Genomic DNA, 26,090 nt, shown 5'->3' on the forward strand with positions numbered 1-26,090 from the left:
TTGAACTGGGGGTTTTGTCATGCCTAATCGGCGCACAATAATATTGAACACGTTCAATATATACTAGGGGAATTGGAATCCGATAGAGGGGGATATTCATGAGAGAACACAGCAAACAGATCCGCCAGAAGATACTGGCGACCGCGAAGGACTTGCTCGTCACACAGGGGTACAAGAAGACGACCATCCGGAATATCGTTCAGCATTCTGGTATTCTCACGGGCAGCATCTATCATTTTTACCAGAACAAGGAAGCGATTTTCGCCGAGATGCTGGCATCCATCATTCATCACTGCATCGAGAAAATCGATGCCTGCTGCGGCGATGAGACGCCAGCTTTTAAATATGCCGTGATCTGCGAAGTAGAGCTCACGAAGATGCGCGATGATGCCAGGATCTGTGAGATTTATTATGAGTGCTATCATTCGCGCGTCATCTTCGAGAAGATGGCTGAATTATTTGCCAGGTATGCACAGCAATTGTTCGGCACGCGCTTTACGGAAGAAGAATACCGTCACAAGGCCGTGCTGATCAAGGGGGCAATGGGGGCCTGCATCACGGCATTCTACTTCGATAATCCCATCGATGACGATGCAGCACGGGCTGAGGTTATCGATATGGCTCTGCAGCTCTTCGAGGTTCCTGAAGCAGAAGTGGAAGCGACTATTGCGCGAATGAAGCAGCAAGAGAATCTTTGGAGCAATATCGCACAGGAACTCGTAGAAGAACCGCTGACTATCTGAAACAGAGGCTGGCAGATGCGGAAGTCTTCCGCTCTTCTTTTTGCCTTTTATTTGAACGTGTTCAATTAATAGATGAAGTGAATACGCTTGAAGAAAAGGATGCGGACAGGAGTGATGAATATGAATACGATTTGGATGAGAAAGCCGGTGCATCAAGGGGTGGGTATGAGGTATACGGTTTGCCACAAGGCGATGGCCGTATTGCTCAGCCTGCTGATGCTTCTTTCCTGCGTCGGCTGCGGCCTCGGGAAAACTGCTTCAGAAACGACCTGGGGCAGGGCTGATGCCAAGGAAATCGATGTGAATTCCAAGGTGGCCGGCCGTGTGGTCGAGCTGCTCGTCAAGGAAGGCGACACGGTGGAGGCCGGGCAGGTCATCGCGCGCATCGATAAGCGCAGCCTCGAGGCACAGAAGGCGGAGCTTGAGGCGAGCATCGAGGCCGTGCGGGCTCAGCAGTCACAGGCTGCCGTGACGACGAACATGCAGCAGGGCTCCACGCAGTCTGCCCCTCTCGCAGGCGCAGTCCGCAGCTGACCGTGCACGGGCAGACCTGGCGCTCGCGAAGGCCGACCATGACCGCTATGCCGATCTTCTGGTGCAGGGGGCTGTCTCACAGCAGACATTCGACCAGTACGATACGAAGTACAAGACCGCGCAGGCTGCCTACGAGCAGGCACAGGGTGCGGTGAGCCAGTCGAATGCCGGCCTCCTGCAAACGGATGTCAGCAAGGAGAACGAGAAGGCACTGGCCGCCAAGCTCGCACAGGCCGAGGCTTCTCTGCAGGACGTGGAGGTTTCGCTCGATGAGACGGAAATCAAGGCTCCATTTGACGGCGTCATCACGGAGAAGTACGTCGAGGAAGGCTCGATGATTTCGAACGGCACGCCGCTCGTGTCTGTACAAGATACGTCTGATAACTGGGTGGACATCAAGATTCCCGAGACGCAGCTCTCGGATTTCCACTTGGGTCAGCAGGTGACCCTGATTGGCCGCGACAACAAGACAAAGGTGACGGGCACGGTGACGGATATCAGCAAGAAGGCGGAATTCGCGACGCAGCGCGCTACGAGCGAACGCGGTGATGCCAGCGATATCGTCAGCTTCAACGTCAAGATCCAGGTCAATTCCGATGCCCTGTGGCCGGGCATGCGCTTCCGTCTGGCTGGTGATGGCGAATGAATGGCAAACATGATTCCGGGCAGCACACGGCCGTCTGGCAGAAATTCTGGGCGATTGTCTGCGATGAATGGCATTACCTGATACATGGACGCCCGCCGGTCGCCATCATCATCTTTGCGATGCCGCTGGCCTTTTCGTTGATTTTCGGCTTCATTTACCGCGAGAATGTTGTCAACAACATTCCTTTCGTTGTTTACGATGAGGATCAGTCCAAGCTCAGCCGTTCGCTGATCCAGGCCTATGCCGACGCTGACCGCTTCACCTATGTCGCGCAGGCGGCCAGTGAAGAGGAGATGCAGGAAGTCATCGAGAGCGGCCAGGCCAAGATGGCCCTAGGCATTCCGAAGGATTTCGACAAGGATATCAAGTCGGGACTCGGCAGCGACATCCTCATCATGGTGGATTCGACGAACAACATGTTCGGCAATGCGGCGCTGAGTGCCTCGCAGGAAATCAGCCGTTCCTTTTCGGTTGCGGTCAGCAAGAGCCTGCTCGAGAGTTTGAGCCTGCTGCCCGATGATGCCATCCATGCGGCTTACCCCGTGCACATGGGGGTCCGCATCCTCGGCAATCCGGCGAATGGCTACAGTTCCTTCATGCTTTCCGGTCTCATGATGAACGGCCTTCAGATTGGTATCATGCTGACGATAGCTCCTGCGATGGTGACGGAGTTCTTCAGGCGCCGATGGCGCGGCACGAATCCGCTGCTCATCTCGCTTGGCAAGACACTGCCTTACTGGTGCCTGGGGCTCGTGAGCTTTATTCTTTCCCTGAACGTCGTCGTTTACGGCTTTGCCGTGCCGATGCGCGGCAGCTGGGCCGATGCCATACTCATGGCCGGGGCCTTCCTGTTTTTTGTCAGCAGCGTCCTGCACGTCTTTTCGGTCTTCTGCCCGACGCGCGTGCTCTCGCTGCAGGCCCCGATGGTCTACATCATGCCGGGGCTGCTCTACAGCGGGCTTTCGTGGCCGGCATTTGACATGAGCGACGTGGCCTCTGCCATTGGCATGCTCATGCCCATGACGTATGCGGGCGACACCCTGCGCGATATCCTGCTGAGTGGCAGTTCGCCGGATCTCTGGCGCAACGTGCGCATCATGTTCGTCGGAGGACTGGGGTGTCAGATACTGTCCGCTGCCATTTTCGCACTGCGCGTGAGATTTTTGGGAGGAAAGGGGGAGAAGCGCGATGAAAGCATTCCTGCTCGCCCTGAAGCGTGAAGTGCTGCTGTCGCTGCACGATCCGCGGCGCCTCGTCTTCCTGTTCGGTGCGGCCGTGGCGTATCTGATCGTCTTCGGCCTGCTCTACATCCCGAATATCGTCACGGACGTCCCATGCGTCGTGCTCGATCAGGAAAACTCGCATCTTTCGCGCCAGCTGCTGACGGCGCTTGAGAGCAGTGACAGCCTGTATGTCACGGATTACGTCACATCGGAAGAGGAAATGCGCGAGGCGCTGCAGGAGAAGCGCGCGTATGCCGCCATCGAGATTCCGCGGGATTTCTCAAAAAAGATCAAGACGGGCAGTTTTTCCGATGTCCTCTACATGGCCAACGGTGCGAACATCATCCTGACGAACATCACGAGTTCGGCCGTGTCGGACATCCTTGCGGATTTCTCGAACCGTCTGGCCACGGAGCGCGTGGCACTGCGCACAGGGGCTGAGGTCGAGACAGTCCGGCATGTCATCAATCCGGTGACACCGCACCTGCGTGTCCTGCACAACATGACGCAGGGCTACATGTTCTTCTTCCTGCTGGGCCTCGCAATGGTCGCCTTTCAGCAGGGGATTTTCTTTGCGGTCGGTGCATCCATCACAAATGAATACGAAGCGCTGATGGCGGGAACACAGGATGGTGCAGTACACGGCTCGCCCTGGCTGCTGCTGCTCGCCAAGGTCGTATACTTCTGGCTTCTCTCCATGCTGTCATATCTGCTTGTCGTCTTCCTCGTGCAGAATCTCATGGGCATTCCGCTCCACGCACCGCTGCGGGAGCTCCTGCTGCTCGCGAGCACGTTTATCCTGGCGGCCATGAGCTTCGTCGTGCTCTTCTCCGCCTGCTTTCACAAGGAGATGAAATTCGTGCGCGGCATCATCATGTATCCGGTTGTCGCCTTCATTTTTTCGGGTTACACCTGGCCGCATGAGGCCATGCCAACTGCGATGCAGTATGTCGCGGATGCATTTCCGCTCTCCTTCTTCTCGAATACCGTCCGCGAGCTCTTCCTGGCCGGTTATTCGCCGCACCTCTGGCATGATATCGGGGCGCTTCTGATCATCGCGCTCATTTGCCTGCCGCTTGGCGGCTGGCTCTTTGCGCATAAGATCCGCCATTACCGTCAGCAGGCCACGCAGCAAATCTGAGGAACAGAGGAGGTGGAAAAGCAGGAGAAAACGCCGCAGGCTCGAATATTAACATCAAGACAAGAACCCCGAACTTGAAATCAAGGCAAAGGATGGCGCATTAATCATGAAAATACAATCTGTTCCCGTTTATTCACTGGCGGCTTGTCTGCTGGCTTTGCCGCTGCCCGCAGCCTCTGCACAGGCGGCAGCTCCTGTGCAGGCCGTTCCTGCGGCTGAGGCACCCGCAGCGGCTGCTCCGGCCGCGACCGAAGAGGAGAAGACCCTCACGGAGATGCCGAAGCAAATGACTTCCCGGCAGGACAAGGCCGGGAAGGAACCTTCGCGGGCGGCAAAGAACGGTATCGAGCCGGTCAAAGATTCATCTGCGGAAAAGACGGCAAAGTCCGAGTCAGCGGCACATCCGTCACGGAACAACATCGAAGTTCAGCTTGAGTACCTCGATGCCCGCTTCTTCGAAAAACGCGATGTCAATCTCTACAATATCCACATCTACCATCAGTACAAGACGCTCGGCGCCTTGTCCCTGCATTACGGCCTGACGCTGGAGCGCGCGCTCGGTTCAACGACGGAAGACAATATCTATCGCGATGCCGAGGCCGTCGGCTTTGGTCCGTCGTATATGCTGCGCTGGACCCGCCACATCTCCGGCAAGCTCGATGCCTCCATTGACGGCACGGGCAGCGTCCTTGCCTACAATCACGCCCATCCGGGCAATGGCCGCGCGTTCGGCTTTCTCTGGCGCATCGGGCCGCGGCTGACATATCATTACACGGACCGCGATGCCATCAGCCTCGCGTATCTCTTCCATCATTCATCCAACGGCTTCAGCAGCCATAACCCGGGCTATAACGGCGTCGGATTCTCCTTGGGATTCACGCATAATTTCTAACGGGATAGCGTTCAGGAGAAAAGGAGCGAGGGAACATGAAACGAGAAAAGATTGCCTGCCACTGCCGCCGTGTCACGTACGGCGAGATTGTCGATGCTGTCGCAGCCGGTGCGAAGACGTTCGAAGAAGTGTCCGCGCGCACGACCTGCAGCACGGGTTGCGGCAAATGCCGGGACTTCATCACGCACATGGTCGAGGATATCCAGCGCTATCCGGAGGATTACGGCCTGCCAAAGCAGGAGAAGTCATGAGCCTTCGCAATGCCTATTGCCTGCGAACAGGCATTACAGAAAATGACAGATTGTTCACCGAAACTCTTGACAACATTACACAATTTTGCTACAATATAATCAAGCAAAGGGAAGAAAGCCATAGAGAAAACGGAATGACTTCTTACCTCTTGCGAGCACTTGCACATACGGGTGAGTCAGCAAGGAGGCGAGTCCGATGGGCCACTAATGGTTCCATGCGGTGAGAGTACATGGAAAATCAAACACAAGGCAAATAGCCGCTTAGTCGAAACAGATTAAGCGGCTTTTGCTTTGCCTGCCTGCGGGCTCATCGGAAAAAGGAGATAAATATGGGAATAACGGTTTTGCGCAGGGAACAGCAGACGGTCTTGCGCGTCGGGACGACGGGGGATTACCGTCCGTTTACGTGGCTGCGTCCCGATGGGCAGTACGAAGGACTTGACATCGAGTGGATGAAGCGGCTTGGAAGAGATCTGGGCTTCCGGGTGGCATTCGTGGCGACGAGCTGGCCGCACCTGCATGAGGAGCTGACAGCCGGAGCATTCGAGGCGGCGATCGGCGGCATTTCGTCGACACGCGAACGGCGGCAAACGTTCCTTGTGTCCGAGGTGTACCGTCAGACGGGCAAGACCATTCTCTGCCGCAGTGAAGATGCCGGCCGCTATCGGAGTCTTGGTGGCCTGGACCGGCCGTCGGTGCGCGTGATGTTCAATCCGGGCGGCACGAATGAAGCGTTCGTGCGGCGATTCCTGACACACGCTGCATGGATCTGCCATGAGCAGAACGGCGAGATCCCCGCCCGCATTGTCGCGGGAGAGGCCGATGTCATGATGACAGAAACGGTCGAAGCCGCCTACCATGCCGCAAGGGACCCGCGCCTCTGTGCGCCGCTTTTGACGCAGCCCTTTACGCATGAGGGCTTTGCCGTGCTGCTGGCACGTGGTCAGAATGGCTTGCTGCGCCGCATTAACGCGTATCTTGCTGCACATCCTTCTTGTGTGCACGGTGAGTGAACGTATTATAAAATATTCGTTGTAATTTGCACCTGATAAGCGGGTGCTTTTTATTTACATGCTTTAATATTTTTATTCTACTCCTGATATTTTATGATAATCGCAATAAAAATTAAAAATTTCTCATAATTGAGCAGGAGAATGTCCACTGGACGTAGAATACACATCACAAGGCCCCTGAAGTGTGAGGATTTGTGTTCTGATGTGGAGGAGGTTTTTTTGATGTCACAAAACAAGAGGCAGGAAGCGGGTTTCTCACTGCTCGGCATGCTGATTGCCGTGGGGATTGTCGCCGTGCTGGCGGCCATTGCGGTGCCGAAGTTTCATTCGGCCGTGGCCAAGGCCAATACGGCAAAAATCCAGGCAGATCTCTCGACGATTGAGACGGCCATGGGCGTCTATGCGCTGGAGAAAGGTGTTTTCCCGACGTCCGGAGATTTGAGCGCCTTGGATGATTACATTGTCGATGCCAAAAACCTCAAGCCGCCGACGGGACAATGTCTGGTCAATGGTGAGCTGACGACACTTTCGGATAACGCCGCCTATTCGATCGGGAAAGCAGGAGACGGGGAGGAAATGCGCGCTCTTTGTGACGGCAAGACCTTGTCAGCGTTTGGCGAGCGGAAGAGCACCGGCAGCGGGAATCAATCATGAAGGATTTTGCTGAGGACTGGATGCTGACGACGGAATGCAGCTGGAGGGGGCTGTGTGGCGTGACGACCCTTGCCTGGGCCGGCCTGCTAGCCTTCGGGCTTGCGGGCTGGCGGCTTGCGGGCGGGCTGGCTTTTGTGCTCGGCCTGACGGTGATGGGCTGGCTGGACAGCCGCACGGGCTTCCTGCCGGACCGCGGCAATCTCGTGCTGGCACTTCTGGCTTTGCTGTTTCTCACCCTCGGTGCGACCGTGCCGTTTGCCGATGCCGTGCTCGGCTGCCTGCTCGGCGGCTTCCTGCTGCTCTCCATCCGCTGGCTCTCGCATGGCGGACTGGGCCTTGGCGATGTCAAATACGTCATGGTACTCGGCCTGTGGCTGGGCTGGCGATCCCTGCTCGCAGCTCTGCTGACGGCTTTCGTGGCTGGTGCCTTTGCCGCCTGCTGCCTGATTGCCGCGGGGCGTGCCAGCCGCCGGCAGTGCCTGCCGTTCGGGCCGTTTCTGTCCCTTGGCGGTTATGTCGGCTATGTGAAGGGGGTGGAGCTGTGGCAGGCTTATCAAAGCTGCTTCTGAAGCGCTGCTCGCCGGGCTTTCTGCTGATCGAGGGTGTGATCGCAGCTGCGGTCATCGCCGCCTTCGCGCTGCTGGCCGTGCCTCAGGCCGTGCGCATGTACCGGGAAGCCGTGCTGGAGTACGAGGCCGTGCAGCTCCTGCACACGATCCGCTACGTGCAGGCCCTGTCGCACAGCACAGCTTCGTGGCCTGACGGCATGATGCCGCAGCGCGAGGAATACGTCCCCTCGCTGCGCTTCAGCCGCACAGGATATTCCGTCATGCGCGGACGGCGGCAGGTCGTCAGGAGCCATTCATTTCCCAGGGGCATGACGATGATAAGCACCATGACGATGAGCCGCCCGGTGTACTTTGGCAAAGAGGGGACCGTCGACCTGCCGTTTTCGCTGCGGCTGCGCATGGAGGGCTGTACGCGGGACCGGCAGATTGTGATGAGTCTCAGCGGCCGCTGCCGGCTGGACCGTGTCGGCTGAGCGTGCCAGTCAGATGAAAGGCGGGGTGAAGCGGGTGAAAATCCGGCATCGGAAGGGAGAAGCGGGGTTCTTCCTGCTCGAGCTCCTCGTGCTTGCGGGCATCCTGATGGCTTCGGCGTCTGCGCTGGCCGTCTATCACCAGAGTGCTGCTCTTGAACGGGAGAATATGCTACGTGTGGCCGCCGTATACCTGGCCAAGCAGGAATTCGCGGAACTCGCGGCGCTCTCACGGGAGGGACGCCTCGCGCCGGGGGCATACGGCTGGCTCGGCGAGGAGGCTCCGGTGCGCGAAGGGGTGGAATTTGCCGTTGAAGCCGAAGTCCGCGTGACTGAAGGATCCGACGGCTGGCGGGCTGATGTCGTGGTGAGCTGGCCGGGCCATACTGGAGGCAGAACTGCTTCGCTGCAGCTGGAATGGGAGTGGTATGAGCATGAAACAACGGGGTAACCAATCATCTGCGCATGGCTTCCTGCTCCTTGACTGCCTGCTGTCCGTGCCCGTGCTGGCCGTGATGATGATGGCACTCGGTCTGCTGCTCTGCACGGGCGTTCACAGTGCCTTCCGGTTCTGGGCCGATGCCGAGCTTCATCAGGAGGTCCAGATGGCCTTTCGCCGCGTCGTTCAGGATGCCGAACTGGCTTATGAGATCCAGCCGTATGCCACGAAAACGGGAGTCGTATTCTACCAGCATCAGCTGCCGAAGGCTTCTGGCAAACCGAAGCCCGTCCAGACGGTTTACTGGGTCCATAAGGTCAACGGCATCCGGAAACTCGTCTGGCGCGACGTGAGCCAGCCGCTTACCGGCAATTACAGTCTGGCTGCGGTCGAGATCGAAGCGTTTACCTGTGAACCGGTCGGCCGTGGCCTCTACGAATTGCGTCTCGCTGGACGCAGCCGCGTGACGGGCCACCGCTACGCCCTGTCGACGCGCGTGCTGCTGCCTGAGGCAAAGGAAGGAAAGGAGCCTGCCGGATGAATGAACACAGGAGTGTTGTCCGTATGCGTGAACAGGGCATGGCCTCTTTCCTGGCGCTTGCTCTGATGCTCGTGCTGACCGTCCTTGGCCTTTCCTGTCTGCTCTTTGCCGGGAACAGCCGGCAGATGACGGCCGAATACCAGCGGGAAGTACAGCTCGACCTTGCCGCGGCAGGAGCTCTTGAGCGCGTGGCACAGGAAGCCTGCCGCGACCCTGCGGCCCTGCAGCGGAACAATCCCGCACATCTCTATGAGGAGGAGAGGCTCACGGCCTTTGGGCCGCTGATATTGCGTGTGGCGGGCAGACAGGCTGCAGGATACATCGAGCTCACGGCTGTCGCGCATGAGCAGCACGATGCAAGGTGGCAGCGTCATCGGGCGGTCCGGGGCATTCTGGTGGAAAAGGAGGGTGGCTATGTTTGGCTTGGCCGGATACCTTGACCGGTGGCATCATCAGCTTTGCGGCATGCCGGGGAGGCTCAGCCGCCTGCTGCACGAGGAAGACCGGCGCCGCGTCGGCATCTGCTGCCAGCAGGACACCATCTATTATGCGCTGGCCGAGCGCCAGGGCGAAATGGTGCGTTTGCTGCACCTGGCGCAGGAAAAATGGCAGCCATCAGGACAGGACGCTGACGGCATTCCGGCTTCGCCATGGGCGCCTGAAAGCGGCGATGCGGCAGTGCAGGATGTGCTGGCTGGCATCCTCATGGGGCTTGCACGCCAGGGCTGGCAGCAGGAGAAAATCGTCTGCTGTTTATCCGCCGACAAGCTGCGCTGCTTTCTGCTCGACCTGCCGCGGCAGATGACACAGGCCGAGTGCCGGGAAGCGGCATACTGGGAAGTCGACGGACGGCTCATGGAGGAAGGACTGGCGGCCGAGGACTTTTGCCTGAGCTGGCATCTGCCGGAGGAAGGCAGAGCTTTTGCCCTGGGCGTGCCGCGCGCCGATGTGGCGCATCTTGAGCAGCAGGGCAGAATGGAAGGCCTTCGCATATGCGGCTGGGTCATGGGTATTCCCGAGGGACTGACCGACATGTCTGCCGACGATCTCATCCTGCAGGAGATGCTGCCTGAGGGCAGTGCGGGGCTGAGGGAGCAGGATATCCCGGGTGTGAACGGAGCTGTGGGGGCGGCGCTGTGGGGCCTTGGCCGTCCCACGCCCTTCGTGCTCGGGGTATTCCCGCAGGCGGGCGGGCAGGGACCGCAGCTGGCCTGGCGGCGACTGGCCGCGGCTGCTGCAGCCCTGACCCTCATGCTGCTTCTCGCCTGGGGCGGTTTCCTCGGTATCCGTGCCTGGCAGGCATGCGAAAGCCTGCAGGATGCGCAGAAGCAGCTTCTGGCGCTGACGCTTGACCGCAAGGCCATGCAGGTGCTCGAAGCGGCGCGGCAGGGGACGGCGGCGCGCAATACGGCGCTGCGGCAGCTCAGCAAAGATGCCGTGCCCTGGTACAGTCTCCTGCTGTATCTCGGCAGTCCGCCGCTCACAGTCGAAGGCATCTGGCTGCAGGATGTGAAGCCTGGCAGGGACCATTCGCTGGAGCTTTCCGGCACGGCCCTGACCTATGCGGCACTTTCTGAATATATGGAAGCATTCCGACAGGAGTCCCTGCCGTTTGGCACGCCGCTCCTGGAGAAAGCCGAGCGGCAGGAGGGGAGCGGCAGGGGGGAAATCCACTTTCATCTGGTGCTGAACGCGCCATGAGACCTTCGTGGGGAATCTGAGACATGGAGTCATGGAGGAGGAAAAACGGGATGGGCGATTCGATATGAAGCCGGAGCAGGAGGAGCACATGTTGCAGCGTGTCTGGCAGCATGTGCGGGAGCAGTGGCACACGTCGACTGAGATGCGGCTCTTTGCCGCCACGACAGCATTCAGCCTGCTCGCGGTCATCCTTTTTTATTTCCTGGTGCACTGTCCGTTGCGGGCGTATACGCAGGCGGCAGAGGCCGAGACGGCAGAGGTCCGCCGCGAGGTTGTGGCCGTCGTGAACTTCAAGAATGCACATCCGGACCGCAAGGCGTATGAGCAGGAGCTCGCGCAGCACGTGGCCCGCGCCGAGGCGCAGCTGCCACGGGAGCTGCAGCAGGGGCAATTGCTTCACGAAATCCAGCAGCTCGCTTTGCTGCACCACGTATCCCTGCAGCGCGTTCTGCCGGCTGAGGCGTATCAGGAGGGCGGGCTGCTCGTGCTGCCCCTGCAGATTGCCTGCGAAGCCGACTACTTCTCGCTGCTCGACCTCCTGCGGGATCTGCGCCATGCGGCGCGCTTCCTGAAGGTTGCGGGTATCCAGCTGGAATCCGGTGATGGCGGGCGTCTCGTCTGCAAACTGGAGCTGCGCGCCTATGCCATGCCTGCCTGACAGGCGGGCAGATTCGACATCCCTAACAGCAGGAAACTGTCGGGGATGTCTTTTTCTTTTGGTAAAAGTCTTTCTTTATATGACAATTGTATCTTTTATGAGTGCTTGATTTATCAGGAAAGATACTTTAAACTAGAAATAACGTTTTTGGAATTAACGTGAGGTGGAAAATATGACAACATTACGTTTTATGACAGCCGGTGAGTCGCACGGCCCGTGCCTGACCGCCATCCTGGAAGGTCTGCCAGCCGGGCTGAAGCTTGATGAAGAAGCTATCAACCGCGATCTGGCCCGCCGTCAGCAGGGCTATGGCCGCGGCGGCCGCATGAAGATCGAGACAGACAAGATCCGGGTGCTTTCGGGCGTGCGCTTCGGTGAGACGCTCGGCGGTCCCATCACGCTGCAGGTCGTCAACCGCGATTTTGCCAACTGGGGCGGACGCATGGCGGCCTTCGGCGAGCCGGAAGGCCCGAAGGTCACGGCAGCGCGTCCCGGCCATGCCGATCTGACGGGTATCAAGAAGTACAACCGCCACGATGTGCGCGACATCCTCGAGCGATCGAGTGCGCGCGAGACGACGATGCGTGTCGCCGTCGGCGCCGTCTGCAAGGAATTCCTGCGCGCGCTCGGTGTCGAGGTCGTTTCCCAGGTCGTGACGCTCGGCGGTGTTTCCGTTGACCCCAAGAAAATTGACCGCAGCCAGCTCGGCAAGGCACATGATTCGGAGCTCAACTGCTACGATCCCGAAGCTGAAGCCAAGATGAAGGAGAAAATCGATGAGGCCAGGAAGGCGGGCGACACGCTCGGCGGCATCTTTGAGGTAACGGTGCGCGGCCTGCCTGCAGGCCTCGGCAGCCACATCCAGTGGGACCGCCGCCTCGACGGCAGACTCGCAGGCGCGTTGATGTCCATCCAGGCCATCAAGGGCGTCGAGATCGGCGCGGGCTTCACCTGCGGCCTGTTGCCGGGCAGCCAGATTCACGATGAGGTGTTCCTCGATGCAGAGGGCAATCCCTGCCGCAAGACAAACCGCGCCGGCGGCCTCGAAGGCGGCATGACGAATGGCGAGGACGTCGTCGTGCGCGCCGTCATGAAGCCCATCCCGACGCTCATGAAGCCGCTGCACTCGGTCGACATCGAGAGCCGCCAGGAAGTGCTGGCCTGCAAGGAGCGCAGCGACACGTGCGCCGTGCCGGCAGCCTCTGTCGTCGGCGAGGCCATGACGGCCTTCGTCATGGCGCAGGCCATCTGCGAGAAATTCGGTTCCGATGCTATGGTGGATCTCAAGGCTGCACTGGCCTCTTATGCGGAACGCATCCGGAAGGACTGGTGACGCGATGAAAAACATTGTGCTGATCGGCTTCATGGGGACGGGCAAGACGAGTACGGGCAAGCTGCTCGCCAAGCGGCTGGGGGCCGCATTCATCGACCTCGACCGGGCCATTGAAGAGGAATACGGCATGACGATTCCCGTGATGTTCCAGCAGAAGGGCGAAGCGTATTTCCGCGCCTGCGAGCACGCGATGGTTGAGAAGACGGCCGGCCGCCGCAACACCGTCATTTCGACGGGCGGCGGCACGGTCAAGGATCCCGCGAACATGGCGGCCCTGCACGAAGGCGGCATCATCGTCTGCCTCAAGGCCGACATCGATACGATCCTTGCACGCACGGCCAGCCACGGCACGCGCCCGGTGCTCGACAGCGAGGACCAGGGGGACCGCCGTCAGGCTATCGCTTCGCTGCTCGCGGAGCGGCGTAGGCTATACGAAGTCGCGGACTTTTACGTCGACACGAGCACGCGCACGCCGCGCGAAGTCGTCGACGAGATCATCCGGCAAATCAAACATGAGAAGATAGGGGGCGGCAGCCATGCGTAAGGTGGAAGTCGAGCTTGGCAAGGCCAGTTATACGATATACATAGGATACGATATCTTGAAGGAAGTCCTGGTGCCGTTCGTGCAGCAGGAAGGGTTTTCACGTCAGGCGATGCTCGTGACGGACAGCAATGTCGGGCCGCTCTACGGCGAAGCCGTCAAGAAATGCCTCGAGGAAGCCGGGCTTTCCGTCTGCCTCGCGACCATCTCCGCAGGAGAGAGCTCCAAGAGCCTTGCCATGGCCGAGACGCTCTACACGAAAGCCATCGAGCAGGGCCTCGACCGCAAATCGCCGATCTTTGCGCTCGGCGGCGGCGTGGTCGGCGACCTCGCGGGCTTCATCGCGTCGACGTACATGCGCGGCGTGCCATTCGTACAGCTGCCGACGAGCCTGCTCGCCCAGGTCGACTCGAGCGTCGGCGGCAAGGTCGCCGTCAACCACGCGCTCGGCAAGAACCTCATCGGCGCGTTCTATCAGCCACGCGCCGTTATCATGGATCTTTCGCTGATGAAATCGCTGCCGAAGCGCGAGATTTATACGGGCCTTGGCGAAATCATCAAATACGGCATCATCTATGATGCGGACTTTTTCTCCTTCCTCGAGCAGCACAGCGGGGATGTGCTGGCACTTGAGCCCGAGGCCGCAGTCCACATGATTGCGCGTTCCTGCGAGATCAAGGCCGCCGTCGTCTCTGAGGATGAGAAAGAGACAGGCCTGCGCCGCATCCTGAATTTCGGTCACACCATGGCGCATGCCATCGAGAAGGAAACGAACTACATCCGCTACAATCACGGCGAGGCTGTGGCCATCGGCATGGTCGGCGCCGCCGACATCAGTGCGCGCCTTGGCATGATCCCCGCGTCCTGTGTGGCGCGCATCCAGGCGCTTATCGAGAAGCTGCACCTGCCGGTGCAGGCCGAGGGCTGCACGGTCGAAGGCATGTACAAGGACATTTTCCATGACAAGAAGACCATCAACGGCAAAGTCAACTGGGTCCTCGTCGATGAAATCGGCCGCGTGAGCTGCCGCAACGACGTGCCGGCTGATATCGTCAAGGCCGCGATGGCCGCACGCATCCACGCCTGATTTACGCTTGCCGGCATCCGCCACGCCCCGGCTGCAAAAAAATAAAATTTCCAGTTGAAAGGCGGCTCCTTTTATGATATGCTATTTGAGTATATGGGCGGTCCTCTGAGTGAGCCTGCTGCTTGCCATGAACGTCTGACATAAGGAGGAAAAAGAATGAATATCATCGAGACGTTAGAGAAAGAACAGCTCCGTTCGGATATCCCGGAGTTCGCACCTGGCGATACGGTTCGCGTTCATGCGAAGATTGTCGAGGGTTCCCGCGAGCGTATCCAGATGTTCGAGGGTGTCGTCATTGCTCGTCAGGGTACGGGTGTCCGTGAGACGTTCACGGTCCGCCGCATTTCCTACGGCATCGGCGTTGAGCGTATGTTCCCGGTACATTCCCCGCGCATCGAGAAGATCGACGTTGTCCGCAAGGGTATCGTCCGTCGTGCAAAACTCTATTATCTGCGCAACCTTACGGGTAAAGCTGCTCGTATCAAAGAGAAACGCTAATCTGCGTACGGATAGGGACTGCTTTGGCAGTCCCTATTTGTTTTATCAGAGGAGGAAAATACATGAGTTCTTTGGGAGAAGAGGCAAAGGATTGGATCATATCCATCGTCATTGCCGTGGTCCTGGCCTTCATCATCCGCCAGTTCGTCGTCGAGCTCTACATCGTCGACGGCCCGTCCATGCGCCCGACGCTGCAGTCGCAGGAGCGCCTGGTCGTCAATAAGTTCATTTACGACTTCCGCGCGCCGAAGAAGGGCGAGATCCTGGTCTTCCAGTATCCGCGCGACACGAGCCGTGACTTCATCAAGCGCGTCATCGCGACGCCGGGCGACACCATCGAGATCAAGGGCGGCCGCGTCTACGTCAACGACCAGATGCTCGAGGAAGACTACATCCTCGAGAAGACCCGCAGCGAATATCCGAAGGCGACTGTACCGGAGGGAACGGTCTTCGTCATGGGCGATAACCGCAACAACTCAGAGGACAGCCGCTTCGCTGACGTCGGCTTCGTTCCCTACAAGCTCATCAAGGGCAAGGCCGTGCTCGTCTTCTGGCCACTCGACGCCTTCAAGACGCTGCCTTGACGGGAGGTCTGTGACATGAAACTCATTTCCTGGAATGTCAACGGCCTGCGGGCCTGCCTCAAAAAAGGCTTCATGGAATCCTTCGTGAAACTCGACGCCGATGTCTTTGCGCTGCAGGAGACGAAGATGCAGCCGGATCAGGCCATCCTCGACCTGCCGGGCTACCGCCAGTACTGGAACAGCGCTGAACGCAAGGGCTACTCGGGCACGGCCGTATTCTCGCGCCTCGAGCCGCTTGCGGTGACGTATGGCCTCGGCATCGAGGAACACGACCACGAGGGCCGCGTCATCACGCTCGAATTCCCCGACTGCTATTTCGTGACGGTCTACACGCCGAATTCCAAGCGCGGTCTCGAGCGCCTCGCCTACCGCATGGAGTGGGAGGACGCCTTCCGTGCCTATCTCACGGGACTCGACGCGAAAAAGCCCGTCATCGTCTGCGGCGACCTCAATGTCGCCCATACGGAAATCGACCTCAAGAACCCGAAGACGAATCATCACAATGCCGGCTTCACTGATGAAGAGCGCGGCAAATTCACGGAGCTCCTCGCTGCGGGCTTCCTCGATACGTTCCGCACGCTTTACCCGGAGCGCACGGGCATCTACACCTGGTGGTCGTATCTGCGCAAGGCGCGCGACACGAATGCCGGCTGGCGCATCGACTACTTCGTCGCCTCGTCGAGGCTGCGCGATTGCATCGTCGATGCCACGATCCACAACGAGATCTTCGGCAGCGATCACTGCCCGGTCGGACTGGAGCTCAAGCTATGACGGCGGCGCAGGAGAAAGGTCACAAGAAGACGAATTTGACGACGCTCTGCTACCTCGAGCAGGACGGCAAGTACCTCATGATGCACCGCGTCAAGAAGGAGCACGACATCAACCACGATAAATGGGTCGGTGTCGGCGGCCATTTCGAGCCCGATGAGACGCCCGAAGAATGCCTCCTGCGCGAGGTGCGCGAGGAGACTGGCCTCACGCTCGACCGCTTTGCCCTGCGCGGCATCATCACATTCATGTCGGACAAGTGGCAGACGGAGTACATGTTCCTCTACACGGCCGACCGCTTTCACGGCGACTTCATCGGCCGCGACGCCTGCCGCGAGGGGACGCTCGAATGGGTGGACAAAGACGCCGTTTATGATTTACCCGTCTGGGAAGGCGACAAAATCTTCTTTCGGCTGATGGAGAAGCAGGAGGCGGTGTTCTCCTTGAAACTCCGGTATGTCGGGGACACGCTGGTGGAAAAGGCACTGAATGGAAAGGCCTTTTAAGCTGGCGGAGAACAGCCATAGACTCAGAGATAAGACTGGATAGAAAAACCGGTACGAGTGCGTATGTCTCGTGCCGGTTTTTTGTTTGCCCCGTGTAGCATCAGGCTTTTTCGATGTCGACGCTGATGTCGTAGAAGGTGCTGCCGCCGTCTTTGTCGGTGAGGCGCATGGAGGTCAGGCGGTTGGTGTTGCCGTCTTGGGTGTAGGCCTGCCACCAGACGCCTTCAGTAACGAGGGTGCCGCGCCTGACGCGGTTGGAGAGCTTCAGGGTGAAGTGGGCGTGGCCGCGCCTGTTGCGGGCGCGGACGGGGTCGCCGTCCTGGAGGCCGCGCGCGGCGGCATCGTCTGGATGGATGAGGAGTGTCATGATGCTGCCGCGTGTGAGCTCGTCGCGTTCGTTGAAGGAGCTGTCGAGGACGCGCATGTCGGGGGCGTTGATGAGGTGGAAGGGCTCGCTGTCCCGGTGGGGGGGCAAGTAGTCGGGCAGGGGCGGCTGGCAGACGGGGTTTTCAATCTCGATCTTGCCGGAAGGGGTGGCGAAGCGGAGCTTGTAACCTTCGGGCAGCGGCAGGTCGACGGGGCGGCAGTCTCTTAACCGCTGGAATTCTTCGCTGGTAAGGGGCAGGGGCCAGGCTTTGCTGATGGAGTCGATGAGTGCTTCGACAAGGTCTTCTTCCGTCTTCTGGAAGATGGGGTCCTGAAGGTGCATGGCCCTGGCCAGCAGGCAGGCGGCCTGCCAGTTGCTTTTGCTCTCGCCGACGGGCGGGATGACGGCTCTGGCGCGCTGGATGGTGTAGTGACCGTAGGAATAGTAGAGGTCTTCGCTCTCGAGGGAGGTGGTGGCGGGCAGGACGATGTCGGCGTAGCGGGCAGTGTCCGTGAGGAAGCGCTCGTGGACGACGGTGAAGAGGTCTTCGCGCTGGAGGCCGCGCAGGACCTGGTTCTGGTCGGGGGCGGTGCAGGCGGGGTTGGAGGAATAGATGTAGAGTGCCTTGACAGGTGGCGTCAGGTCTGTGTCGTTGAGCGCGCGGCCAAGCTCGCACATGTTGATGTGGCGCACGCCGGCCTGCTCGAGGTCGGGGCGGCGGACGATGTTCTTGTCGAAGGCGTGACTGCCGGAGGCGGAGGTCAAGAGGCCGCCGCCTTTCTTGGCGTAGGCGCCGACGAAGGCGGGCAGGCAGGTGATGAGGCGCGAGGTCATGGCGCCGTTGACGTAGCGGGACTGGCCGCTGCCGAGGCGGATGAAGGGGGCGCGGGCATTGCCGTAGGCATGGGCGAAGGCGCGGATATCCGCGGCGGGGACGCCGGTGATAGCTGCGGCGGCTTCGGGGGTGTAGCGCGGCAGGATCTTTTGCTCGAGTTCGTCCGCTCCCTGCACGTACTCCTTGAGGAAGGTGCGGTCGGCGAGGCCGTCGCGCACGAGCACGCGGAGGACGGCAAGCGCGAGTGCACCGTCGGTGCCGGGGCGCGGGCAGAGGAAGGCGTCGGCGTAGTCGGCGGTCCTCGTGCGGTAGGTGTCGATGCAGTAAACCTTGGCGCCATTCCTGCGGGCAATCTCGATGTCGTGACGGAAGTGTATGTCGGTCGCGAGCATGCTGATGCTCCAGAGGATGATCATATCGCTGTGCTGGGCTTCCTGCGGGGCGGTCGGCAGCGTTGCGCCCATGACATCGCGGTAGCCGCGGCTCTTGGCCGGTGCGCAGATGGTGCGGTCAAGACTCGTGGCGCCGAGTGCGTAGAAGAGGGCATGGCCGGCGCTGTAGCCAATCGTGCCCATCGTGCCGGCGTAGGAGTAGGGCAAAATAGCCTCGGCGCCGTATTCTTTGATGATGGACTGCCAATGCCCGGCAATCTCTTCAATGGCCTCATCCCAGCTGATGGGAGCAAAGCATCCCTCGCCCTTTCTGCCCGTGCGCTTTAGCGGCGTCATGATGCGCTTGGCGGAGTGGACCGTACGTTCGTAATGGGCCATCTTCGGGCAGAGCGTACCGCGCGTGAAGGCGTGCTCGGGGTCGCCCGCGACGCGGACGGCCTTGCCGTCCTCGACGGTGATGAGCAGCCCGCAGCAGTCGGGGCAGTCGTAGGGACAGACGGAAGGTTTGATTTCGGTCATGGGAATCCTCCTGTGGGCAGATGATGTACTGTCTTCATTATACCATAGCAGCAGATGCGGGGAAATTGGGGATTGCAGTAGGAGAAGGCTCTATGATAGAATGGTAAGCAGTGCAACTTGACATGTATCATTCACATATACTGGGAGGAAAAGAATCTTGTCCGCATTAACCGAAGAACTCGATAAGGAAATCAAGAAGCGCCGCACGTTTGCGATCATCTCGCACCCGGATGCCGGTAAGACGACGCTGACGGAAAAGCTCCTGCTCTACGGCGGTGCCATCCATCTGGCCGGTTCCATCAAGTCGCGCAAGACGCAGCGTCATGCCGTGTCTGACTGGATGGAAATCGAGAAGCAGCGCGGTATCTCCGTCACCTCGTCGGTGCTGCAGTTCGACTATGACGGCTGCCGCATCAACATCCTCGACACGCCGGGCCATCAGGACTTCTCGGAGGATACGTACCGCACGCTCATGGCCGTCGACAGCGCCGTCATGGTCATCGACGTCGCCAAGGGCGTCGAGGCTCAGACGAAGAAGCTTTTCAAGGTCTGCAAGCAGCGCGGCATCCCCATTTTCACGTTCATCAACAAGCTCGACCATTACGGTAAGCTGCCGATCGACATCATGGATGAGATCGAGAACGTGCTCGGCATCCGCTCCTACCCGATGAACTGGCCAATCGGCCAGGACGGTCAGTACATGGGCGTCTACGACCGCCGCAACGACAAGGTGCTGCTCTTTGCCGCCGACACGACGCACGGCCAGGAAGCGCGCATCGCCGATGTCTACGAGCCGGATGACCCGGCCGTCATCGAGCGCGTGGGCGAGGAGACGTGGCAGGCCCTCAAGGACGATATCGAGCTTCTCGACGAAGCCGGTGAGGAATTCGACATGGAGAAGGTCAACGCCGGCGAGCTCACGCCGATGTTCTTCGGCTCGGCCATGACGAACTTCGGCGTGCAGGACTTCCTCGAAGGCTATATCCGCATGGCGCCGACGCCGCAGCCGCGCATGTCGAGCGACGGTCTCATCGCGCCGGACGATGAGAAATTCTCGGGCTTCGTTTTCAAGATTCAGGCCAACATGAACCCGGCGCACCGCGACCGTCTGGCCTTCATCCGCATCTGTTCGGGCAAATTCGAGCGCAACATGAGCGTCTGGCACGAGCGCTCGGGCAAGCTCATCAAGCTCGCCCAGCCGCAGCAGTTCCTCGCACAGGACCGCCAGATCATCGACACGGCTTACCCTGGCGATATCGTCGGCCTCTTTGATCCGGGCATCTTCGGCATCGGCGACACGATCTGCGACGAGAGCCACAAGTTTAAATACGCCGACTTCCCGGTCTTCCCGCCCGAGAAATTCGCGCGCGTGCAGGCCAAGGACACGATGAAGCGCAAGCAGTTCGTCAAGGGCATCGAGCAGCTCACGCAGGAAGGTGCCATCCAGCTCTTCCAGCAGGCCGGCGCCGGCATGGAATCGTACATCGTCGGCACGGTCGGCACGCTGCAGTTCGAAGTCCTCGAGTACCGCCTCAAGAACGAGTACAACGTCGACATCACGATGAACATGCAGCCGTACGAGGTCGCGCGCTGGCTCGCCTACGAAGACGGCCGCGAGGTCACGCCGGCTTCGCTCAAGGGCGCTGACCGCGGCATGTTCGTCTATGACCGCAAGGGCAATCCCGTGCTGCTCGTCAGCAACGAATGGGCGCTCGGCTGGATCATGGACAACAACCCCGACCTCCTGCTCAACCATGTGCCATTCGACCGCAAGGAAGCCTGAGCAGGCTTCCTGTCAATCATTCTTCCGAAAGCAAATGGCCCCCGCTGGGACAGATTTTCCTGTTCCCGGCCGGGGCCATTTTTATATGCGTTATTCCTGCTGCAGGTTTTCCTGGATTCGATGCATCAGCGTATAAAGCTGATGGCAGTCTTCCGCTGAGAGCCCCTGCAGGGCCTGATGTCGGTGACTGGCCACGAGACTCTGCAGGCGGGTGAAGAGCGTTTCGCCCTTTTCGGTCAGCCGGACGAATTTGCCTCGCGGCTCATTGCGGAACACCCGGGTAATCACGCCCTTTTCTTCCATCTTCACCAGCGTCTTTGAGATGGCCGCCGGCTCGATGCCGAGATACGGGCTGAGCTCCGCCTGGGCGCATTCCCCGCGGTGGTGAATCAGGTTCAGGACCGTCCATTCGGAACTGTAAATGCCGGATCGTGCAATTTCCTGGTTCAGGGTCTTGGCGAACAGGCGCATCGTCTGATGAATCTGATGCATCAGGCGGTCGGTGTCATTTTCCTGCCAAATATGCGTATCCATGAATTACTCCTCTGCTTCTTCGATTCCTTCTGCCTGCGGTGCGGACGCGGCAAAACGGTGCTGTACGATGCCGAACACGAGGAACACGCCCATGATGGCAAGTACGTATTGATACATGGCGATGTAGCCGACGCTGCCGGCCAGGCTGCCGAGCACGAGGATGCCTGTGCTCGTGCCAATATCGAGCATATTGTAGAAGGTGGCGCTGGCTGCACTGCGGCGGTCAGCGCGCACGGCATTGAGCATCCAGGTCATGAGTGCCGGCAGCAGCAGACCGGCACCGAGGCCGTAGAGGACAGAGGCCCCGAGCAGCAGGGAGAGGCTGTCCGCCATGAGGATCAGGCCAAGAGCTGCACTGTAGAGCAGAGCCCCCGGGATTACGACGGCAAAGGCACCACGGCGGTCCAGCAGGCGTCCGCCAAAAGGACGCGAGATAAAGATGAAGCAAGTCCCGACGATGAAGAACAGGCCGGCGCTCTCAATCCCGGCTTCGGCGGCCATCATCGCGATGAATGTGTTGACGCTGCCATAGGCTGCGCCAAAAAGGACCGTCAGAACCGACGGGATGCCCGTGCCCGGCTCATAGATGCGGTTGCGGAATGAGAGATGCACGGCCGGCAGCGGGAGTTCCGGCTTTTTTTCTGCCATGCGGTCCGCGCGGGCAGCAAACAGGGCCAGCAGCGAAGCCAGTCCGGAGACGGCGAACAGCATAGTGGCACTGATATCCGACAGCAGCATCAGGCCGAAGGCAGGGGCCAGGGCCATCGCAATCGTGCTGCCGAGACCGAAATAGCCGATGCCCTCGCCGCGCCGTGAAGCGGGGATGACGTCGGCCACGAGCGCTGCGGCAAACGTCGTGCTTAGGCCAAAGCCGAAGCCGTGAATGATGCGGGCGGCGATGATGGCATGAATCGAGTCAAAGCAGGCATAGCCGACCGTGGCCAGCAGCGAGAGCAGAAGCCCTGCATACAGACACTTCTTCTTGCCGAAGGCACGCACGCCCGTGTCCGTGAACAGGCGGATGAAGATGGCGGAATAACCGAAAATGCCGGCAATCAGGCCAATTTCCGAGCCGGAGGCTCCGAGACCCGCCACGTAGAGCGGGAGGGTTGGCAGCAGGACGTGGAAGCCCGCGAACAGCAGGCCATTGGCCGTGACCAAAGCGATAAAATTCCTGGACCAAAGTGTTTCATTTGTCATAAACAATATCAGCTCCTTTTTGCACATGAACTCAACTGGTTAATCAACTGGTTAAATTAACTAGTTTATTAAGAGGATGCTTTTTAGTATACGCCATCGCGCAGCCTTTGTCAAAAGCTGCGCGGCGGCGCAGATACTTATTCCTGCTTCCTCATAAATCGTCACCCTTGTCACGGCAGTAATCGACGAGCGAATCGATGAAGGCGCGGGCGGCATGTGAGAGATATGCCTTCTTGCGCCAGGCGACGAGCGCGTGGCGGCACGGGCGCATGGGCAGTGCCGCAAAGCACGGCGGTGTCTGCGGGTGGAAGGCGCGCAGGAGCGTCATCGGCATCAGCGTCGCGCCGAGGCCGGCGCTCGCGAGCGTCAGCGCCGTCTCCATGCTGCGCGTCTGCAAATAGATCTTGGGCGTGAAGCCGCCTTCCTCGCAGATGGAAAGCAGCTGGTGGTGGAGTTTCTGCTCGCTGTGCATCTGGATGAACGGCGTATCCTTGAGCAGCGAGATGGGCAGCACGGGCAGATTGCCGCGGCAGTCCTGGGGCAGGTCATAGGCCTTCGAGAGCGGATGATTAGCCGGCAGCACGAGAATCATCTCCTCGGCGTAGAGCTCCGCACACGAGAATGCCTCGGTATCGACGGGCTGCGTCGCAATGATGAGATCGACATCGCCGGAGAGCACGGCCTCCTCGAGCCGCTTCGACGTGTGCTCGGCCAGCTGCAGCCGGATGCCGGGGTACTGCGCCTGGAACTGCGGCAGGAATGACGCGAGGAAATACGTGCTGCGGAACGGCGAACTGCCGACGATGAGATTGCCCTGCGCACAGCCGAGCTCATCTTCGACGTACTGGCGGAACTCCGCATCGATCTCCATGATGTGTTTGGCGGCCGCGAGGTACTTCCTGCCAATCGTCGTCGGGCGCAGCGGCTGCGTGCTGCGGTCAAAAAGCGGCGCGCCGACCTTCTTCTCGACGCTCTTCAAGAGCTGCGACAGCGACGGCTGCGAGATGTAGAGCTGCTGGGCCGCCCGCGAGATGGAACCCGTCTCGTAAATGGTCCGGATATAATGAAAATGACGAATTTCCATGACAAAAACCTCCACCTTGGACAGATATAGGATAAAACTTATTGATTTTATAAGTTCCGATTGCTTATGTTATTATTATAACAAAGTCACAGATCGTTGAAAAGTCTTGTACAATAAGGAAAATATAAGTATTCATCGCCTTTTTGCATAGGAAAAACAAGAAAATGAATTCATAAATATCCTATCAATTTTATAAAACATCTAGTATTGTACTTATAGTCAATTCCATACTATAATAAAAACATCAAAACGAGATAAAAACAAGCTCAATCAAGAGCCTGAATGATTCAAGGAGGTCTTTTCCATGTCGTTAACGTATTATTTCCTGCCAACCCGCAATGTCTTTGGTGAAGGTGCCGTCAACGAAGCCGGCAAGCTCATGAAGAGTCTCGACGGCACGCATCCGATGATCGTCACGGACGCCTTCCTCGCCAAATCCGGCATGGCCGAGCAGGTCAAGGACATCCTCGAGGCAGAAGGCCTGCCGACGTACATCTTCGGCGGCGCTGAGCCGAACCCGACGGATAAGAACGTTGTCGCTGGCGTCAAGGCCTTCAATGAACAGAAATGCGACTGCATCATCTCCCTGGGCGGCGGCTCCTCGCATGACTGCGCCAAGGCCATCGGCCTCATTGCGGCCAATGGCGGCGAGATCTACGACTACGAGGGCATCGACATCTCAAAGAACAAGATGGTGCCGCTCATGGCTATCAACACGACAGCCGGCACGGCTTCCGAGATCACGCGTTTCTGCATCATCACGGACACGCGCCGCAAAGTCAAGATGGCCATCCTCGACTGGCGCGTCACGCCGCAGATCGCCATCAACGATCCTGCGCTCATGAAGGGCATGCCGCCGCGCCTCACGGCTGCCACGGGCATGGACGCACTGACGCATGCCATCGAAGCTTACGTATCGTCTGCCGCCAACCCGCTGACCGATGCTGCAGCTCTGCAGGCCATCAACATGATCCAGAAATACCTGCCGAAAGCCGTTGCCAACGGCGATTATCTCTACGCCCGTGACAAGATGGCCTATGGCCAGTACCTCGCCGGCATCGCCTTCAACAACGCCTCCCTCGGCTACGTCCATGCCATGGCCCATCAGCTCGGCGGCTTCTACAACCTGCCGCACGGCGTCTGCAACGCCATCCTGCTGCCGTACGTCTGCGAATTCAACCTCATCAGCAATCTCAACCGCTTCCGCGACATCGCTAAGGCGATGGGCGAGGTCATCGACGGCCTCAGCACGAACGAAGCCGCAGACAAGGGCATCAACGCCATCCGCCGCCTGAGCCGCGAGGTCGGCATCCCGCGCACGCTCAAGGAACTCGGCGTTCAGCCGCAAGATTTCGAACTCATGGCCGAGAATGCACTCAAGGACGCCTGCGCCCTGACAAGCCCGCGCAAGTACACGAAGGACGAAGTCGTCGAACTCTACCGCCGCGCCTACGAAGGCGACTGGGTCGACTCCACGCTCTGATCGCCTTCTGCCGTCTATCCCATACTCTCCAAATGAACATAAGACCGCTGCACGAAGCATCGCGCTTTGTGTGGCGGCCTTTTTGTTTTTGGTTCGATTTACATTGATTAGCGCAGCGAATGAGAGCAGTTCCCCCTTCAGGCAGCTGCGCTGCCAGCTTCCCCGGAGGGGACGCCCTGGCATGTGCGAAGGAGCTGAGACTTGGTACCTGGCTTGCTCGGTATCAGGCTGGATACCTTCACTCAGATTGCACATTTCGGAAACTCCTTTTTCGAGTTGTGGTGTGACTTCGATGACGAACCTGTAGTTCATTTCCAGATGACGGATTCTTCGAGCGGGCGGCGGCGTTTGTCGCGATGCGGTGTTTCGCCGCGGTAGCCCAGAGCGGTCATGCAGGCGACACCGAAGTGTTCGGGATCGTAGAGATGATAGGTATCGGCTAAAACCGTCTCGACCTTGTCCTTCGTGAATCCCTCGATGGGGCAGGAGTCGATGCCGAGGTAGGCGGCTGCGAAGAGGACGTTGGCCATGACGATATAGGCCTGCTTTGCCGACCAGTCGAAGGCCGAGCGTTCGGATTCGAGGATCTTATGCTGGTCGCGGCAGAATCCCGTATAAGCCGTCTTGAACATGTTGTATGCCTGTTCGGGCAGCTCCATGATGTCGTGCGTGATGTGCTCGAGGTAGGGTGAACCGAAGGTGATGTCGGCTTTTTTCCGCGCCAGGAATACCAGAAAATGGCTGGCGTCCTGGAGTGCGGCATCTGCACCCCAAGCGTACGGCCGGATGGCCTGGCGGATTTCCTCGTTCTGCAGGACGAGGATTTTCCACGGCTCAAAGCCGAATGACGTCGGTGCGAGGCGTGCCGCTTCTAAGATGGTCTGCATGTCCGCATCGCTGATTTTCCGGTCTTTGTTCCATGCCTTTGTTGCATAACGGTACTTCAGGACCTGCAGCAAATCTTCGCGGCTCAGCTTTGGCTGCGCTACCTCTACTGTTTCGATGATTGCGTTTTCGTTCATGTCACGTGCCCCTTTTCTTTTATCTCGTTTATTAGATATTACAGCAGTTTACAGCTTTTTGAAGCACAATAAAATCGCA

General features: G+C 59.1%; 30 protein-coding genes. 25 read left to right on the forward strand and 5 right to left on the reverse strand.

The genetic code is table 11. The annotated features are described in order from the left end of the window. The first annotated feature begins 98 nt into the window (after nt 1-98). From DWX75_RS10335 to DWX75_RS10440, 23 genes are all read left to right on the forward strand, one after another. The gene (locus DWX75_RS10335) at nt 99-743 is read left to right on the forward strand and encodes a TetR/AcrR family transcriptional regulator (protein ID WP_118016238.1); all 645 of its coding nucleotides are present in this window, start codon (nt 99-101) and stop codon (nt 741-743) included. A 165-nt stretch (nt 744-908) separates the two neighbouring features. Continuing rightward, on the forward strand, nt 909-1,277 hold the full coding sequence (locus DWX75_RS12145; RefSeq protein WP_199497596.1) for a biotin/lipoyl-binding protein: 369 nt from the start codon (nt 909-911) through the stop codon (nt 1,275-1,277). Nucleotides 1,278-1,338: 61 nt separating this feature from the next. Continuing rightward, nucleotides 1,339-1,923, forward strand: coding sequence for an HlyD family secretion protein (locus DWX75_RS12150; RefSeq protein ID WP_199497597.1), 585 nt, complete (start codon nt 1,339-1,341; stop codon nt 1,921-1,923). Then, a complete protein-coding gene (locus tag DWX75_RS10345) occupies nt 1,920-3,143 on the forward strand; it encodes an ABC transporter permease (RefSeq protein ID WP_118016239.1) in 1,224 nt (407 codons plus the stop codon). The genes DWX75_RS12150 and DWX75_RS10345 overlap by 4 nt, the downstream gene beginning before the upstream one ends. Beyond that, entirely contained in the window at nt 3,112-4,287 is a 1,176-nt protein-coding gene (locus DWX75_RS10350) for an ABC transporter permease (protein ID WP_118016240.1), read from the forward strand. The genes DWX75_RS10345 and DWX75_RS10350 overlap by 32 nt, the downstream gene beginning before the upstream one ends. Before the next feature lie 106 nt (nt 4,288-4,393). After that, nucleotides 4,394-5,179 (forward strand): acyloxyacyl hydrolase, encoded by a 786-nt coding sequence (locus tag DWX75_RS10355; protein ID WP_118016241.1) that lies wholly within the window; start codon nt 4,394-4,396, stop codon nt 5,177-5,179. 35 nt (nt 5,180-5,214) lie between these two features. Beyond that, complete coding sequence (locus DWX75_RS10360) at nt 5,215-5,430, forward strand: (2Fe-2S)-binding protein (RefSeq protein WP_118016242.1); 216 nt, start codon at nt 5,215-5,217, stop codon at nt 5,428-5,430. A gap of 329 nt (nt 5,431-5,759) precedes the next feature. After that, a complete protein-coding gene (locus DWX75_RS10365; protein ID WP_118016243.1) occupies nt 5,760-6,443 on the forward strand; it encodes a transporter substrate-binding domain-containing protein in 684 nt (227 codons plus the stop codon). Nucleotides 6,444-6,665: 222 nt separating this feature from the next. Next, complete coding sequence (locus tag DWX75_RS10370) at nt 6,666-7,097, forward strand: competence type IV pilus major pilin ComGC (protein ID WP_158558795.1); 432 nt, start codon at nt 6,666-6,668, stop codon at nt 7,095-7,097. Continuing rightward, complete coding sequence (locus DWX75_RS10375; protein ID WP_118016245.1) at nt 7,094-7,666, forward strand: A24 family peptidase; 573 nt, start codon at nt 7,094-7,096, stop codon at nt 7,664-7,666. Before DWX75_RS10370 ends, DWX75_RS10375 begins: the two co-directional genes overlap by 4 nt. Next, the gene (locus DWX75_RS10380; RefSeq protein WP_118016246.1) at nt 7,639-8,139 is read left to right on the forward strand and encodes a hypothetical protein; all 501 of its coding nucleotides are present in this window, start codon (nt 7,639-7,641) and stop codon (nt 8,137-8,139) included. The genes DWX75_RS10375 and DWX75_RS10380 overlap by 28 nt, the downstream gene beginning before the upstream one ends. A 34-nt stretch (nt 8,140-8,173) precedes the next feature. Beyond that, nucleotides 8,174-8,587: a hypothetical protein gene (locus DWX75_RS10385; protein WP_147671590.1), complete on the forward strand. Its 414-nt coding sequence runs from the start codon at nt 8,174-8,176 to the stop codon at nt 8,585-8,587. Next, nucleotides 8,571-9,116, forward strand: a complete 546-nt coding sequence (locus DWX75_RS10390) for a hypothetical protein (protein ID WP_147671593.1) — start codon at nt 8,571-8,573, stop codon at nt 9,114-9,116. Before DWX75_RS10385 ends, DWX75_RS10390 begins: the two co-directional genes overlap by 17 nt. A gap of 23 nt (nt 9,117-9,139) precedes the next feature. Next, nucleotides 9,140-9,556, forward strand: a complete 417-nt coding sequence (locus DWX75_RS10395; protein WP_118016249.1) for a hypothetical protein — start codon at nt 9,140-9,142, stop codon at nt 9,554-9,556. After that, nucleotides 9,531-10,817 (forward strand): PilN domain-containing protein, encoded by a 1,287-nt coding sequence (locus tag DWX75_RS10400; RefSeq protein ID WP_118016250.1) that lies wholly within the window; start codon nt 9,531-9,533, stop codon nt 10,815-10,817. The genes DWX75_RS10395 and DWX75_RS10400 overlap by 26 nt, the downstream gene beginning before the upstream one ends. A gap of 88 nt (nt 10,818-10,905) precedes the next feature. Further along, a complete protein-coding gene (gene pilO, locus DWX75_RS10405) occupies nt 10,906-11,475 on the forward strand; it encodes a type 4a pilus biogenesis protein PilO (RefSeq protein ID WP_158558796.1) in 570 nt (189 codons plus the stop codon). 172 nt (nt 11,476-11,647) lie between these two features. Then, nucleotides 11,648-12,808 carry a chorismate synthase gene (gene aroC, locus DWX75_RS10410; RefSeq protein WP_118016252.1) on the forward strand — a complete coding sequence of 387 codons (1,161 nt, stop codon included), beginning with the start codon at nt 11,648-11,650 and terminating at the stop codon, nt 12,806-12,808. Nucleotides 12,809-12,812: 4 nt separating this feature from the next. Then, complete coding sequence (locus DWX75_RS10415; protein ID WP_118016253.1) at nt 12,813-13,352, forward strand: shikimate kinase; 540 nt, start codon at nt 12,813-12,815, stop codon at nt 13,350-13,352. Next, complete coding sequence (aroB, locus tag DWX75_RS10420) at nt 13,345-14,436, forward strand: 3-dehydroquinate synthase (RefSeq protein WP_118016254.1); 1,092 nt, start codon at nt 13,345-13,347, stop codon at nt 14,434-14,436. Before DWX75_RS10415 ends, aroB begins: the two co-directional genes overlap by 8 nt. Nucleotides 14,437-14,592: 156 nt before the next feature. Next, nucleotides 14,593-14,934, forward strand: a complete 342-nt coding sequence (gene rplS / locus DWX75_RS10425; protein WP_118016255.1) for a 50S ribosomal protein L19 — start codon at nt 14,593-14,595, stop codon at nt 14,932-14,934. A 62-nt stretch (nt 14,935-14,996) separates the two neighbouring features. Continuing rightward, nucleotides 14,997-15,518: a signal peptidase I gene (gene lepB / locus DWX75_RS10430; RefSeq protein ID WP_118016256.1), complete on the forward strand. Its 522-nt coding sequence runs from the start codon at nt 14,997-14,999 to the stop codon at nt 15,516-15,518. A 15-nt stretch (nt 15,519-15,533) separates the two neighbouring features. After that, nucleotides 15,534-16,289: an exodeoxyribonuclease III gene (locus tag DWX75_RS10435; protein WP_118016257.1), complete on the forward strand. Its 756-nt coding sequence runs from the start codon at nt 15,534-15,536 to the stop codon at nt 16,287-16,289. Continuing rightward, a complete protein-coding gene (locus tag DWX75_RS10440; RefSeq protein ID WP_118016258.1) occupies nt 16,286-16,792 on the forward strand; it encodes an 8-oxo-dGTP diphosphatase in 507 nt (168 codons plus the stop codon). Before DWX75_RS10435 ends, DWX75_RS10440 begins: the two co-directional genes overlap by 4 nt. Before the next feature lie 100 nt (nt 16,793-16,892). On the opposite strand, the gene DWX75_RS10445 is transcribed toward DWX75_RS10440, so the two are convergent. Continuing rightward, complete coding sequence (locus DWX75_RS10445) at nt 16,893-18,905, reverse strand: molybdopterin-dependent oxidoreductase (protein WP_118016259.1); 2,013 nt, start codon at nt 18,903-18,905, stop codon at nt 16,893-16,895. 157 nt (nt 18,906-19,062) lie between these two features. Between DWX75_RS10445 and DWX75_RS10450 the strand changes: the two genes are divergently transcribed. Beyond that, a complete protein-coding gene (locus DWX75_RS10450; protein WP_118016260.1) occupies nt 19,063-20,688 on the forward strand; it encodes a peptide chain release factor 3 in 1,626 nt (541 codons plus the stop codon). A gap of 90 nt (nt 20,689-20,778) precedes the next feature. Here the strand turns inward: DWX75_RS10450 and DWX75_RS10455 are convergent, their stop codons facing one another. The 3 genes from DWX75_RS10455 to DWX75_RS10465 all read right to left on the reverse strand — a co-directional run bounded on the left by DWX75_RS10455 (nt 20,779) and on the right by DWX75_RS10465 (nt 23,506). Then, nucleotides 20,779-21,222, reverse strand: a complete 444-nt coding sequence (locus DWX75_RS10455; RefSeq protein WP_118016261.1) for a MarR family winged helix-turn-helix transcriptional regulator — start codon at nt 21,220-21,222, stop codon at nt 20,779-20,781. 3 nt (nt 21,223-21,225) lie between these two features. Then, entirely contained in the window at nt 21,226-22,422 is a 1,197-nt protein-coding gene (locus DWX75_RS10460; protein ID WP_118016262.1) for an MFS transporter, read from the reverse strand. A gap of 151 nt (nt 22,423-22,573) precedes the next feature. Beyond that, nucleotides 22,574-23,506, reverse strand: a complete 933-nt coding sequence (locus DWX75_RS10465; protein WP_118016263.1) for a LysR family transcriptional regulator — start codon at nt 23,504-23,506, stop codon at nt 22,574-22,576. 304 nt (nt 23,507-23,810) lie between these two features. On the opposite strand from DWX75_RS10465, the gene DWX75_RS10470 reads away from it, so the two are divergent. Next, nucleotides 23,811-24,989 (forward strand): iron-containing alcohol dehydrogenase, encoded by a 1,179-nt coding sequence (locus tag DWX75_RS10470; protein ID WP_118016264.1) that lies wholly within the window; start codon nt 23,811-23,813, stop codon nt 24,987-24,989. Between the two features lie 308 nt (nt 24,990-25,297). On the opposite strand, the gene DWX75_RS10475 is transcribed toward DWX75_RS10470, so the two are convergent. Continuing rightward, nucleotides 25,298-26,011 (reverse strand): NAD(P)H-dependent oxidoreductase, encoded by a 714-nt coding sequence (locus DWX75_RS10475; protein ID WP_118016265.1) that lies wholly within the window; start codon nt 26,009-26,011, stop codon nt 25,298-25,300. Nucleotides 26,012-26,090: the final 79 nt, after the last annotated feature.

This window comes from Mitsuokella sp. AF21-1AC, from assembly GCF_003458855.1.
Classification (GTDB): Bacteria; Bacillota; Negativicutes; order Selenomonadales; family Selenomonadaceae; genus Mitsuokella.

Excerpts from the sequence above, each read along its gene's own strand:
- DWX75_RS10335 (WP_118016238.1), top strand. The coding sequence starts at position 99 with ATGAGAGAACACAGCAAACAGATCCGCCAGAAGATACTGGCGACCGCG.
- DWX75_RS12145 (WP_199497596.1), top strand. The coding sequence starts at position 909 with ATGAGGTATACGGTTTGCCACAAGGCGATGGCCGTATTGCTCAGCCTG.
- DWX75_RS10345 (WP_118016239.1), top strand. The coding sequence starts at position 1,920 with ATGAATGGCAAACATGATTCCGGGCAGCACACGGCCGTCTGGCAGAAA.
- DWX75_RS10350 (WP_118016240.1), top strand. The coding sequence starts at position 3,112 with ATGAAAGCATTCCTGCTCGCCCTGAAGCGTGAAGTGCTGCTGTCGCTG.
- DWX75_RS10355 (WP_118016241.1), top strand. The coding sequence starts at position 4,394 with ATGAAAATACAATCTGTTCCCGTTTATTCACTGGCGGCTTGTCTGCTG.
- DWX75_RS10360 (WP_118016242.1), top strand. The coding sequence starts at position 5,215 with ATGAAACGAGAAAAGATTGCCTGCCACTGCCGCCGTGTCACGTACGGC.
- DWX75_RS10365 (WP_118016243.1), top strand. The coding sequence starts at position 5,760 with ATGGGAATAACGGTTTTGCGCAGGGAACAGCAGACGGTCTTGCGCGTC.
- DWX75_RS10370 (WP_158558795.1), top strand. The coding sequence starts at position 6,666 with ATGTCACAAAACAAGAGGCAGGAAGCGGGTTTCTCACTGCTCGGCATG.
- DWX75_RS10375 (WP_118016245.1), top strand. The coding sequence starts at position 7,094 with ATGAAGGATTTTGCTGAGGACTGGATGCTGACGACGGAATGCAGCTGG.
- DWX75_RS10390 (WP_147671593.1), top strand. The coding sequence starts at position 8,571 with ATGAAACAACGGGGTAACCAATCATCTGCGCATGGCTTCCTGCTCCTT.
- DWX75_RS10395 (WP_118016249.1), top strand. The coding sequence starts at position 9,140 with ATGCGTGAACAGGGCATGGCCTCTTTCCTGGCGCTTGCTCTGATGCTC.
- DWX75_RS10400 (WP_118016250.1), top strand. The coding sequence starts at position 9,531 with ATGTTTGGCTTGGCCGGATACCTTGACCGGTGGCATCATCAGCTTTGC.
- pilO (WP_158558796.1), top strand. The coding sequence starts at position 10,906 with ATGTTGCAGCGTGTCTGGCAGCATGTGCGGGAGCAGTGGCACACGTCG.
- aroC (WP_118016252.1), top strand. The coding sequence starts at position 11,648 with ATGACAACATTACGTTTTATGACAGCCGGTGAGTCGCACGGCCCGTGC.
- DWX75_RS10415 (WP_118016253.1), top strand. The coding sequence starts at position 12,813 with ATGAAAAACATTGTGCTGATCGGCTTCATGGGGACGGGCAAGACGAGT.
- aroB (WP_118016254.1), top strand. The coding sequence starts at position 13,345 with ATGCGTAAGGTGGAAGTCGAGCTTGGCAAGGCCAGTTATACGATATAC.
- rplS (WP_118016255.1), top strand. The coding sequence starts at position 14,593 with ATGAATATCATCGAGACGTTAGAGAAAGAACAGCTCCGTTCGGATATC.
- lepB (WP_118016256.1), top strand. The coding sequence starts at position 14,997 with ATGAGTTCTTTGGGAGAAGAGGCAAAGGATTGGATCATATCCATCGTC.
- DWX75_RS10435 (WP_118016257.1), top strand. The coding sequence starts at position 15,534 with ATGAAACTCATTTCCTGGAATGTCAACGGCCTGCGGGCCTGCCTCAAA.
- DWX75_RS10440 (WP_118016258.1), top strand. The coding sequence starts at position 16,286 with ATGACGGCGGCGCAGGAGAAAGGTCACAAGAAGACGAATTTGACGACG.
- DWX75_RS10445 (WP_118016259.1), bottom strand. The coding sequence starts at position 18,905 with ATGACCGAAATCAAACCTTCCGTCTGTCCCTACGACTGCCCCGACTGC.
- DWX75_RS10455 (WP_118016261.1), bottom strand. The coding sequence starts at position 21,222 with ATGGATACGCATATTTGGCAGGAAAATGACACCGACCGCCTGATGCAT.
- DWX75_RS10460 (WP_118016262.1), bottom strand. The coding sequence starts at position 22,422 with ATGACAAATGAAACACTTTGGTCCAGGAATTTTATCGCTTTGGTCACG.
- DWX75_RS10465 (WP_118016263.1), bottom strand. The coding sequence starts at position 23,506 with ATGGAAATTCGTCATTTTCATTATATCCGGACCATTTACGAGACGGGT.
- DWX75_RS10470 (WP_118016264.1), top strand. The coding sequence starts at position 23,811 with ATGTCGTTAACGTATTATTTCCTGCCAACCCGCAATGTCTTTGGTGAA.
- DWX75_RS10475 (WP_118016265.1), bottom strand. The coding sequence starts at position 26,011 with ATGAACGAAAACGCAATCATCGAAACAGTAGAGGTAGCGCAGCCAAAG.